Source organism: Litorivivens sp., assembly GCF_057445395.1.
Window position 1 is genome coordinate 1 of record NZ_JBVBUV010000096.1, and the last position, 11,463, is coordinate 11,463.

The following is an 11,463-nucleotide window of genomic DNA, read 5'->3' on the forward strand; positions in this document are numbered from 1 at the left end:
ACGTATAGGAAGAATAAACGCCCTTTTCACCCAAGTCCAACAGCTTTGGACCGCAGTTGACTCTTTCGACACCCCTGCGATGCAACCCAATCCGGCTGACGGGGAGCCAGCAACGCTGAAAATTTACCCTCCTCTTTCCCACTAGCGGCTCCTTTTCCGACAACCAGCACGGCGGATCCCTGCCGCGGCGCTGTGAACGCAGCATTTTGATTGGTATCGTTGGCCTTCAGGCTCGTCAGTCAAACAGACCCAGGAGCAGCTCAGCCGGTGGCGCCCGGCTTTCGGGTAACGCCCTGGTCCCGCTGGTTTCGGCTTTGTGCTTCAGGTGATCAAGGATCTGCTTGATCACTATAGGGTCTTCAATGCAGGCGATGACTTTCATGGCGCCGCCGCAGCCGCTGCAGGTCTCGATGTCGATATTGAAAACACGCTTGAGCCGTTGCGCCCATGTCATCGACGCTCGCCGTTGTGCTGGTGTTGCCGGTTCATCAGCCACCCTGACCTTGTTGCCCCTGCCCCGTTTTGCCGGCGTGACCAACGCCCGGTGCCGACTGTTGGGTGCGAACACCCCGTGGAAGCGGGTTAGGTTGACTCTGGGCTTCGGTACCAGGGCGGCCAGCCTTGCAATGAAATCCAATGGTTCGAAAATGACGTGCGTGGTGCCGTCCCGGTACGGCGTCTTGAGCTGGTAGCGCACGTTGCCGCCTCGTGTTAACGACAGCCGCTTCTCGGATACCGCCGGGCGGCTGATGTACCGGCACAGCCGTTCGAGCTTCTTGCGTTCATCGGCCCTGGCCGCCACGCCGGCGTGCAGGCTGAACCCGGCTACCTTGCCAATCCCGTCACCGAACGGATCACCACTGGTCGGCAGAGTTTGCAAAGTGAACACCTTTCGCCCCGCCTGTGAACCGACAGCGATACGGTAAGTGATCGAGTGCCCCAGCAGGGGTGTCATCGGGTCGTCATCCACCGCATCCGAGGCCAGATAGCTGTTTTCGACATCCCGTTCCAGCAGGCCTTGCCGTTCCAGATAGCGACCCACCCGGTGGGCGATGGTGTGCGTCAGCTGGGTGAGCTCTGGGCTGGTCGGCGCCTTGACCCAGCGGAAACGCGCTGAGCCGTGGGATTGCTCGACATACACACCGTCGAGAAACAGCATGTGGAAGTGAACATTCAGATTGAGCGCCGATCCAAAACGCTGGATCAGGGTGACCGCGCCCGTCTTGGCCACTTGGTGGGTATGGCCCGCTTTCTTGACCAGGTGCGTGGCAATGACGCGGTAAACGATGCCCAGCACCCGCCCCATGATCTCGGGCCGGCTGGCAAACAGGAAACGCAGCTGAAACGGGAAACTCAACACCCACTGACGCATGGGTTGTTCAGGCAGTACTTCATCAACCAGCAAGGCGGCACTTTCGGCCATCCGCCGCGCCCCACAGCTCGGGCAGAAACCGCGACGCTTACAGCTGAAAGCGACCAGGTGCTCGGCGTGGCAAGACTCGCAGCGAACCCGTAGAAAGCCATGCTCCAGCCGCCCGCATTGGAGAAATTCTTCAAATTCCCGTTGCACATAGCCCGGCAATTCCTTTCCCTGCTCTGCCATAAGCGCAGCGAATGCCGGGTAATACTCGTCAACGATCTGATAGAGAAGGGTTTGCTCGGGTCGGTGGCTCTGGTAACGACCAGTATCCCGATCCCGGCTGGCCGTCCTGGCCGCCACATGAGGCATGTTCCGCGTCCTTGCAATACTGTGTTTACATACAGTCTATCGCTTAGCGGAAAGTTCTTTTACCCTCAGCCGAAATGCCTGCCGTTGCTAGACATTGCCAGCCAGTGCCCGTCACTCCCACTCGATTATCAATAAGCCATTTTTATCTTTTGTATTCAACGACTTATTTTCCCGCTAATCGGTAATACCATGAAAAATACCATGCTCAGAAATTTCTTAAAAATAAATCCTTTTTTTGAAAACGGGTCAATTCAAAGGCCGCGAGCCAACCAGCCTTGACCAAAATCCTACCAGCACTATAGAAATGCTCCATCCCTATTGAATATCAACAGCCTAATACTGACGTTCACAATTTTACAGTTCTCTCGACACGAGCCTTCGATGCTAACCACGCATCGCAATATTCCCTGCATCACCTGTTCTGGGAAATCTGATCGTAAAGCGCGTGACGCCGCGTTCGGAGATCACCGCGATGTTTCCTTCATGGGCCTCGACTATGGACTTGACGATAGCCAGCCCCAAGCCAGCACCTTCGCTTTGGCGTTGCCGGGAAGGATCGACCCGGTAAAACCGGTCGAAAATCCTGAGCAAATGCTCGGCTGGAATTTCTGGCCCCGGATTCTGTACGCTGAGTAACGCCCTACCCTCGCCCGATGAATCCAGACGGATCAGCACACTTCTTCCCACTGGTGTGTGGCGTATTGCATTGGACAGCAGATTGGACAATGCGCGACGCAGCATAGCGCGGTGCGCAAATCATCCCGACTAGCAGATTAGTCTTGAACGATTTTCAAACTGGTCATAGCTGAAGTTAGCACCGTATATCCCCCTCGGAGCAGCCGAGCATCGCAGGCTGAAACGGGTCAAGGGGCCGGTTGTCTGAGCCGCGCAGCGGCGAGTTTCCGGCCTCGCCGTCGCTTCGAGAAGCGCAGGGGAGCCGCAGGCCTGCTCCGCGGGGGTGTCTTTTCTTTTGGTGCATTTTCTTTGGACAAGCAAAGAAAAGTCACTCGCCCGTCAGGGCGAAACACTGACCAAACAAAAAGAGCCCACTGAAACATCAGCAGGCTCTTTCACATCAGGCGGAAAGTTCAGACCGCTTACCTGAACACAAACTCCCCGGCTTCCACATCCACCGCAACCTCGTCTCCCGGCGAGTAGGCACCAGCCAGGATCTTCTGCGCCAGCGGGCTTTCGATCCATTGCTGGATCGCGCGCTTGAGCGGACGGGCGCCGCATAAAAAGGGGTCAGACCCCTTTTTCTGTGAAGCGAACCACGAATCTTTTACGGGATGCTGTAGGCTTGTCCGACGGTGTGATGTTTGAGCGCCGCCTGTTCCATTCGCTGTTTGACACCAACGACCAGAAGGCAGGCATGGACGCCTTCGTGAACAAGCGCCAGCCGACCTTCACCCACTCCTGAGCAGGCTCCTAGGATGTCGCGGCGACAAATTTCCCTGTTTCCAACCACGCCACAATTGCGTTCGCCAACTGGTCGCTATTGCTCTCCACCATCATCGCGTGGCCATTTCCCTGGATGCCTTTTTCACCGAGATGAATGAACTCGGCACGCGCGCCGTTTTCATTCAACCAATCCACGATAGGTTTATCGGTCGCGACCGTGTGGTCCGCATCATTGGTCCCCATGATCAGGGCGATGTGCTTACCTTTGTAGCCAGAGAAATCTGCGACACGAGGCGCACTGTTCGCATAGTTCACCCGCTCCAGCAGAAGCCTGGGTGGGATCACATCCAGCGTGGCGACATAAGCGTCCAGGAATTCCCGCGGGAAACGTGTACCGGTGCCTACCAGCTTCTTGGCGGCCCAACCGGGCCCCGCAACAAAAGGCTGCTTGCGACTGATCTTGAGTATGGGCGCTCCTGGTGCCAAACGTACCTCTACGAAGTCGGAAGTGTCTGTCAGAAGCTCCGTCGGAGCACTCACGTTCCCTGGCCCTCCAGGGGCGATGGCAACAAGTTTTTCGATCCGGTCACCGTAAAGTTCGAGCAGCTTCCAGCCGAAAGGGCCCGACATCGAATGCGTCATGACAATCGCGGGGCGATCAAGCGTGGCAAGTAGCTTTCCCAAGCCCCGTATCACCGTTTCTCCGGTCAAGGCGTCATAAGGGATATATCCGCTGCGACCCGTCCCAGGCCAATCTGGCACAACAACCTTATAGCCTTTGGCGGCAAAAACGTGTGCCCAACCAGGTCTGCCATCGGCTGTTACCATATAACAAGCGCCGCTAACCGCCCCGCCGTGGATAAGAACCATCGGTGGTTTGTTGGTCTTCGTGACCGGCTCCAGCACCTCGTAATAAGTCGAGGGATCGCTGACAAATCCGCTATGGAAGTTAATGGCGCTGCTGGAGCGTAAAAATTTCCTGGGGGATGTCGGATCGTTGTTCTTCATAAATGGTCTCCTGAAGTTTTATAGATCTCGTTGATCGCCCCAAACTCGCTTCGCGAGATCCATACAGAAAGGTATAAGGCCCGCTCAAGCCAAGCCAAGCCAAGCCAAGCCAAGCCAAGCCAAGCCAAGCCAAGCCAAGCCAAGCAAATATTATTACCTGATTCCGTGACTTACAACCCCACTCACACCTCTACAACACTGTAACCACGCGTCCAGCGTTCGTAGTAGATCGAGATCAGGAACGAGTCTTCCTTGGGTTGGGCTTCTGTCACAGCCATCGTTAGCTCCTTGTTCTGTTCGATGAATGATTCCAGCGAGGCAACCAGTTCGGCGCGGGATAGTCCCGCGTCGCGGTCACGCAGGTAAGTAAAGCGGTCGGCCCCGCCTGCTTCTCCGAGCGGCGCGGCACGCAAGTGGGCGTCGTGCCCAGACTGGAGGATGTCGTCGATTGCTTCAACGGCAGAGCGGTACTGCACAATCGCTTCAACCTCGTTGGTGCCAGCGCGGCGCAGGGTGCCGGACAATACGGGTGTTGCCAGTTCGCCCCAGTCGGCGGCGAAATTGGCAAGCTGGGCTGTCACCTTTTCGCCGTACTTCTCGCCAAGAATCGGATTGGGCTGCCCTTCGCGCTCGAAGGCCGTCTCGGCAACCTCGCTCATGAAGAACCACGGATCGCCTCCGTAGCGTCCTTCCCAGTCGATGACCTTGGTTTCGTACCAGAATTCGGCGAGCTTTGCGCGGCTGTCGAACAGGCGCTCCAAAGCGCCGTCTTCGTCACTGTTGATCGCGGCCCACTTCGCCTCGGCGGCAGCTTGCGTGGGAGCGGGATACCAGTTCTTTGCGTCCATGTAGGCGATGTTGCGCATCTCTGGCTTCATGTCGTAGGACTTCTGTGTCAGCCAGTCCTCTTTCGTGACACTCCACGACTGCACGGCCCAGTGCGGGAATCGGTCGCCATCTTCCTTCACTGCGGCAAGGCGCATTGCCTCCGCGCCATGCGCGAATACGACTACCACGTTTTCGCCGTGGTCGGCGCGAGTTGGATGCAGCAGCGCATCAAGCAGCTTTTCCTGCTTGCGCTGGAGATCGGCAGCTTCCATTCCTTTGGCTTGCGCGTACTCTTGCAGTGCTTCAATCGGCTTCAACATTGGCGTTCCTCGCGACGAAGTGCGCGGTTTTTATGGGCGTACCCGCATCACCGTGATAAGATATAGATTGCTGTTTCATGGCCCATGATTGCGCTGTGAGGCTGCTTTTACCTTTCATTTGAACGGCACCCGCGAAAGCGCGTGCCGTTTTTTTGTGCCCATTTTAAGGGTCTGCGTAACGCACATATTCTAAGCGTGCGCTCAATATGAGGGTCGGCCGTCATTCTGGAAAAATTCGCCAATTGTACCTTAAATTATTGATATATAAGTCTTATTTCGCTTTTTCTGTCTCCAGTATCTTGATTCCAAAATCCAGCGGCGGAATTACTTTTTCCAGATCCAAATTGTAGTCACCAAAGCGATTAATATTAGAATTTCGGTATGGTGAGAGCCCATTAAGCAGCTCTTTGTTGATTATCACACCCTCTTTCGACAAATGCTTCAGAACATGGGTCATTTTCTCAACGTTATAGAGAATCACCATATTAGCTACTAGCTGGTTGTATTTAACGATTTTCCGCTGCTCATGACGGACGTTTTCTGCAATGATGCCCTCACCTCCAAAAAAGAGCCATTTAATAAAACCGTTAAATTCCTCACTTTTGTTTGTGGCTGATTGAATGGTTTTTCGAAGCTCAATTTCATCGATATAGCGCAGTAAAAAGAGTGTTCTTATCGCCTTTCCCAGCTCTTTAAATGCCAAATATAGCTTGTTTCTACGACTGTAGGTCCCAAGCCTACGCAAAATCGTTGAGGCGGTAATTTTGCCTTTCTTGATCGATATGACGACGCGAAGCATATCTCGAAGATGCCGCTCGATTAATTTGAAGTCTATGCTTCCTGCAAACAAGGGCTCAATATTTTTGTATCGATATCGATTGTCAGGTCGGAAAAGCAACAAATCCTGAATGTTGCGGATTCGAGGCATGAGATTGATGCCCAGCAAATGTGACAAACCAAATACTGGATAGCTTTGCGCCTGTGTGTCGCCATGTAACGTATCGGGCTGGATGTCAGATTTGTTGTTCATTAGTCCGTCTAGTATGTACACCGCTTCATAGACACCGCATGGAATAAAATGACTGAACAATGCAATGTAGGTATCGGAAACATGGTAGTAACCAATACCACCATAACCGCCATATCGAATATGGTATTCCGTTAACAGGTTCTGTTCGTACAGATCCCACATCGTTCCATCAGCCGACGCGTGCTTGCCGCTGCCCCAGTATTTAGGTAGATCAAATTTATTGTAAGCATTGACGACTTGGGTGATCGCTTTGTCCAAGCGATCTTCGGAAGCATGTCTAAGGTTGAGCCAGGCAATCTGCTTTCTGCTGATATTCTTCACAGACTTGGCTGTTTGAACTGGCCCTAGATTACAGCCATAGCAAAATAACGTGGTGATGAAACGCTTTTCGGGTTCATCTATACGTAATTCATTCCCTGACAACGGCCCAAATAGTTTATGCAGACCAAGCCACTTTTCAGTGTCGGTAAGGGCGGGTTTACCCAAACTTTCCTATACACGCTCGCTGTCACGTTATGGCTTGTCTCAAGTCACGGTGGTGTTTGAAGAAGGCACTGATATCTATTTTGCACGCAACCTGATTAACGCCAGGCTGGGTGCAATCAAAAGTGCCTTACCGCCTGGGCTTGAACCGGAAATGGGGCCGATTTCTACCGGCTTGGGCGAAATTTTTATGTATACGGTGCAAGCCAATCCTGATGCCCGCATGGTTAACGGTGAGTCCTATAACGCGACCGCATTGCGAGAAATTCAGGACTGGATTATCAAGCCCCAACTCGCTCAGGTAAAAGGCGTTATCGAGGTCAACAGCATCGGTGGCTACAACAAGCAATATCATGTGATGCCCGACCCCACAAAATTACTACTTTACAAAGTTAGTGTTGAAAACGTCGTGCAAGCCTTGCAGGCCAATAATGACAATCGGGGCGCGGGCTATATCGAACGAAACGGTCAGCGGCTTTTGGTGCGGTCGCCAGGTCAGCTCGCAACGGTGGACGACATCGGTAATGTGATCATTACCGAACATGACTCTGTACCGATAAAAATAAAAGATGTGGCCGAAATTGCGATTGGCAAAGAGCTACGTACCGGTGCCGCTACGCGAGATGGTGTAGAAACGGTATTGGGTACTGCCATGATGCTGATCGGCGCTAATTCGCGTACGGTCGCCCAAGACGTAGCTAACAAGCTCGAAGAAATTCAGGTCTCATTGCCGGAGGGCGTGGTGGCTGAAGCCGTCTACGACCGCACCGCGCTAGTCGACAAAGCCATTGCCACCGTGTCCAAAAACCTCATGGAAGGCGCACTACTGGTTATCGTGGTGCTGTTTCTCTTGTTGGGCAATTTCCGTGCTGCCTTGATCACAGCGGCGGTTATTCCGCTGGCTATGTTGATGACGATCACCGGCATGGTGAAAACGGGTGTATCGGCCAACTTGATGAGCCTAGGGGCACTCGATTTTGGTTTGATCGTAGACGGAGCGGTCATTATTGTTGAAAACTGCGTTCGTCGTCTGGCCGAGAATCAGCACAAAAGCGGTCAACAAGATTTACGGGAGCGATTGAACACTGTTTTTGACGCAACCTCCGAAGTGATTCGTCCCAGCTTATTCGGTGTGGCCATTATCACTATCGTCTATATCCCGATATTTAGTTTGACCGGTGTGGAAGGCAAGATGTTTCACCCGATGGCGGCGACCGTAGTGATGGCGTTATTGTCTGCTATGGTGCTTTCGTTAACGGTGGTCCCTGCTGCTGTTGCCGTGTTCATGAACGGCAAAATCAGCGAAAAAGAAAGCATCGTTATCAGCAAGGCAAAATCTGCCTACAAACCGCTGCTCAATCTCGCTCTAAAGTTTCGCTGGGCCGTGGTCGGTTTTGCCTCAGTCTTGGTGGTGTCTTGTTTATGGTTGGCTACGACTCTGGGTTCAGAGTTCATTCCTCAATTGAATGAGGGTGACATTGCATTGCACGCGATGCGCATTCCAGGCACAGGTTTGGAGCAAGCCGTGGAAATGCAGGAAATTCTTGAGCGGAGAATAAAAGCATTTCCTGAGGTGGATAAAGTCTTCGCCCGAATCGGCACGGCGGAAGTTGCCACCGATCCGATGCCGCCCAATGTCGCCGATAATTTTGTGACCTTAAAACCGCATAGTGAATGGCCAGACCCGTCCAAAACCAAAGCGGAACTTGTTGAGGAAATGGAGCGAGCCCTAGAGGAGTTGCCGGGCAATAACTATGAGTTTACGCAACCCATCCAAATGCGGTTTAACGAATTAATTTCCGGTGTACGCGCGGATCTCGGTATCAAGATTTTCGGAGATGATCTGGATCAGTTGGTGTTAACAGCCAACGATGTGCTTAAAGTCGTCAATTCGATTGAAGGTGCTGCGGATGCTAGGGTTGAACAAGTAACGGGATTGCCAACACTTTCTGTTATTCCGAACCGCACCGCCCTGGGTCGCTACGGTTTGAATGTTGCCGAACTTCAGGATTGGGTGTCCGCTGCGATTGGCGGTGAATCCGCCGGGATTATTTATGAAGGTGATCGGCGCTTTGAACTGGTGGTGCGCTTGCCGGAAACAACGCGTCGCGATATCGACCGTTTGAAGTTTCTGCCGGTACCACTCCCGAACGGGGATTATGTGCCCCTCGAAGAAGTCGCGACCTTGGACATCTCACCTTCGCCAGCGCAAATCAGTCGTGAAAACGGTAAGCGCCGCATCGTAGTCACCGCTAATGTTCGTGGACGTGATCTGGGGAGTTTCGTCAATGAGGTACAAGCGAGTGTTCGTGAAAACGCGGATATCCCGCCAGGTTATTGGCTGGACTATGGCGGCACTTTTGAGCAGCTGGAGTCTGCCAGCCAGCGCTTGTCCGTCGTAGTACCGATTACCTTGTTGGTGATATTGGGTATTCTGGTCATGGCCTTTGCCTCAGTGAAGGATGCGTTGATCATATTCAGTGGTGTGCCGCTCGCGCTCACTGGTGGTGTTTTATCGCTGTATTTACGGGACATGCCGCTGTCGATCTCTGCTGGAATAGGTTTTATCGCACTGTCCGGCGTGGCGGTACTAAATGGACTGGTGATGTTGGCCTTTATACGTCAGCTTTGGCATGAGACAGGGGAATTGACCAACTCAATTATTGACGGCGCGATGATTCGTTTACGCCCGGTGTTGATGACTGCTCTCGTGGCCAGTCTCGGTTTTGTCCCCATGGCCTTAAACACTGGTACCGGTGCAGAAGTTCAGCGACCACTCGCAACCGTGGTTATCGGGGGCATTATTTCGTCAACGATTCTGACGTTGTTGGTTCTGCCTGTACTGTATCAGTGGGTTCATCGCCGAGAGAATAAAATCAAAAAATAATCGTCTGGCTCCGGCACAAGCCGGAGCCGACTTTTTTTGAATTTAAACAGAAAAAGAAAAGAGCTGGAGGAACAATGCATTCTCATTCACACGACGACAACAGTAGTACACGAATCGGCTGGGCATTCTTTCTCAATGTTGGATTCACGATTATTGAGTTTATTGGCGGGGTGCTGACCAATAGCACCGCGATTATGGCGGATGCCGTCCACGACCTCGGAGATAGTTTGTCTATTGGTTTGGCGTGGGTCCTCGCGAAACTGGGAAAAAAGCCCGCTTCCAGTTCATTTTCCTACGGCTACAAACGTTTATCGCTATTGGGTTCGCTCATCAATGGTATTGTCCTTATCGCCGGTTCAGGTTGGGTGTTATATCAATCCATTCCTCGTCTTTTCAATCCGGAAATGCCTGTAACAGAAGGTATGTTGGCGCTGTCCATTTTCGGTATTGCCGTGAATGGGTTCGCCGCATTTAAGCTCAGCAAAGGGGAGACACTGAATGAAAAAGTGCTCAACTGGCATTTGCTAGAGGACGTCCTCGGATGGGTTGCTGTTTTTATTGTGTCAGTTGTGTTGATGTTTGTGGAGTGGCCGATCCTCGACCCCATTTTAGCGATCGGCTTCACCTTATTTATTTTGGTGAATGTTGTTCGAAACATCGGCTCAACCTTAAAGCTGTTTTTACAGGGCGTACCCGATCAAGGCATTGCAAAAGGAATCGAAGAGAAACTTAAAAGCATTTCTGAGTTTAAACATTTTCACCATCTGCATTTGTGGTCGCTGGATGGCGAAAGCCATGTATTAACGGTTCATATCGAACTTGCAGCAGATGTATCACTGGAGGATCAAAGAAATTTAAAACGCCGTTTGTCCGCTGTGCTGGCCGAGTTTGAGTTAAGTCACACAACCGTTGAGTTTGAACTACACAATGAGCCTTGTCGTGATGACGTGCCAAAGGAGTGACGTATGCTGTTAATCAAAACTGCTGGCCTTTTCGTGTTCACCGCGATTGCGGAAATCGTAGGGTGTTTTTTGCCTTATCTTTGGCTGCGCAAGGGGGGATCTACCTGGCTTCTGTTACCTGCTGCATTATGCCTTGGGCTATTCGTCTGGTTGCTAACACTGCATCCCGCCGCCAGCGGTCGGGTATATGCGGCCTATGGCGGGGTCTACGTGGCGACAGCGTTGGTTTGGCTTCGCGTGGTTGATGGGGTACGACTTTCTCCTATGGACTGGCTGGGAGCCTGCATCGCATTGATCGGTATGGGTATTATCGTGATTGGTTGGAATGTACCAAATTCGTACTGAATTTTGAAGGAATCCGCCTCGAAATCCACCTGACATTCAATAACTCTTGATTATTTAATGTTAGTTTTTAGCTATCACTTCCTTATGTAACGGTATAAAATAGTACGTATATACATAGTATGTAATACAGTACGAAATATATCAAGAGGTGGAGCATGGCAAGAGGCGGCGTCAACAAAGCACTGGTATCCAAAGCGCGTGAAACCCTGATCAGTCGAGGCGAAAACCCGTCTATTGACGCCATTCGCGTGGAGCTTGGCAATACTGGCTCCAAGTCCACCATCCATCGATACCTACGCGAGATAGAAGAAGAGGCTTCGGCCCGCCTGGATGATGAAGCATTGCTCAGCCAGCCGATTAAGGAGCTTGTTGGGCGCCTGGCCGCAGCACTGAAACAGGAGGCGCAAGCCGCAATTGATGAAAGTCACTCCAAACATCAGCACCAAGTGCAGTCGCTTACAGGCCGAATT

Annotated in this window: 7 protein-coding genes and 4 pseudogenes; 5 read left to right on the forward strand and 6 right to left on the reverse strand. The window is 52.3% G+C overall.

Annotation, left to right across the window (positions count from 1 at the left end):
- Positions 1 to 235 precede the first annotated feature (235 nt).
- From AC222A_RS17555 to AC222A_RS17565, 3 genes and pseudogenes are all read right to left on the reverse strand, one after another.
- A complete protein-coding gene (locus tag AC222A_RS17555) occupies positions 236 to 1,729 on the reverse strand; it encodes an IS91-like element ISCR2 family transposase (RefSeq protein WP_108565998.1) in 1,494 nt (497 codons plus the stop codon).
- A gap of 384 nt (positions 1,730 to 2,113) precedes the next feature.
- Positions 2,114 to 2,476: pseudogene (locus AC222A_RS17560) on the reverse strand (ATP-binding protein); the annotation flags it as partial.
- 350 nt (positions 2,477 to 2,826) lie between these two features.
- Positions 2,827 to 2,982, reverse strand: a pseudogene (locus AC222A_RS17565) (hypothetical protein); the annotation flags it as partial.
- 47 nt (positions 2,983 to 3,029) lie between these two features.
- Between AC222A_RS17565 and AC222A_RS17570 the strand changes: the two are divergent.
- A pseudogene (locus AC222A_RS17570) lies at positions 3,030 to 3,149 on the forward strand (enoyl-CoA hydratase); the annotation flags it as partial.
- Positions 3,150 to 3,157: 8 nt separating this feature from the next.
- Here AC222A_RS17570 and AC222A_RS17575 read toward each other — a convergent pair.
- The 3 genes and pseudogenes from AC222A_RS17575 to AC222A_RS17585 all read right to left on the reverse strand — a co-directional run.
- The gene (locus AC222A_RS17575; RefSeq protein WP_372747872.1) at positions 3,158 to 4,138 is read right to left on the reverse strand and encodes an alpha/beta fold hydrolase; all 981 of its coding nucleotides are present in this window, start codon (positions 4,136 to 4,138) and stop codon (positions 3,158 to 3,160) included.
- A gap of 182 nt (positions 4,139 to 4,320) precedes the next feature.
- Positions 4,321 to 5,286, reverse strand: a complete 966-nt coding sequence (locus AC222A_RS17580) for a hypothetical protein (RefSeq protein ID WP_008250613.1) — start codon at positions 5,284 to 5,286, stop codon at positions 4,321 to 4,323.
- Positions 5,287 to 5,557: 271 nt separating this feature from the next.
- A pseudogene (locus tag AC222A_RS17585) lies at positions 5,558 to 6,787 on the reverse strand (transposase); the annotation flags it as partial.
- Between AC222A_RS17585 and AC222A_RS17590 the strand changes: the two are divergent.
- The 4 genes from AC222A_RS17590 to AC222A_RS17605 all read left to right on the forward strand — a co-directional run.
- Positions 6,777 to 9,686 carry an efflux RND transporter permease subunit gene (locus tag AC222A_RS17590; protein ID WP_372763586.1) on the forward strand — a complete coding sequence of 970 codons (2,910 nt, stop codon included), beginning with the start codon at positions 6,777 to 6,779 and terminating at the stop codon, positions 9,684 to 9,686. The pseudogene AC222A_RS17585 and the gene AC222A_RS17590 overlap by 11 nt on opposite strands.
- Positions 9,687 to 9,760: 74 nt before the next feature.
- The gene (locus AC222A_RS17595; RefSeq protein ID WP_008251018.1) at positions 9,761 to 10,648 is read left to right on the forward strand and encodes a cation diffusion facilitator family transporter; all 888 of its coding nucleotides are present in this window, start codon (positions 9,761 to 9,763) and stop codon (positions 10,646 to 10,648) included.
- A 3-nt stretch (positions 10,649 to 10,651) separates the two neighbouring features.
- Complete coding sequence (locus tag AC222A_RS17600; RefSeq protein ID WP_008251016.1) at positions 10,652 to 10,993, forward strand: YnfA family protein; 342 nt, start codon at positions 10,652 to 10,654, stop codon at positions 10,991 to 10,993.
- A gap of 155 nt (positions 10,994 to 11,148) precedes the next feature.
- Positions 11,149 to 11,463: DNA-binding protein (locus tag AC222A_RS17605; protein ID WP_486775344.1), on the forward strand; the 315-nt coding region annotated here is incomplete at its 3' end.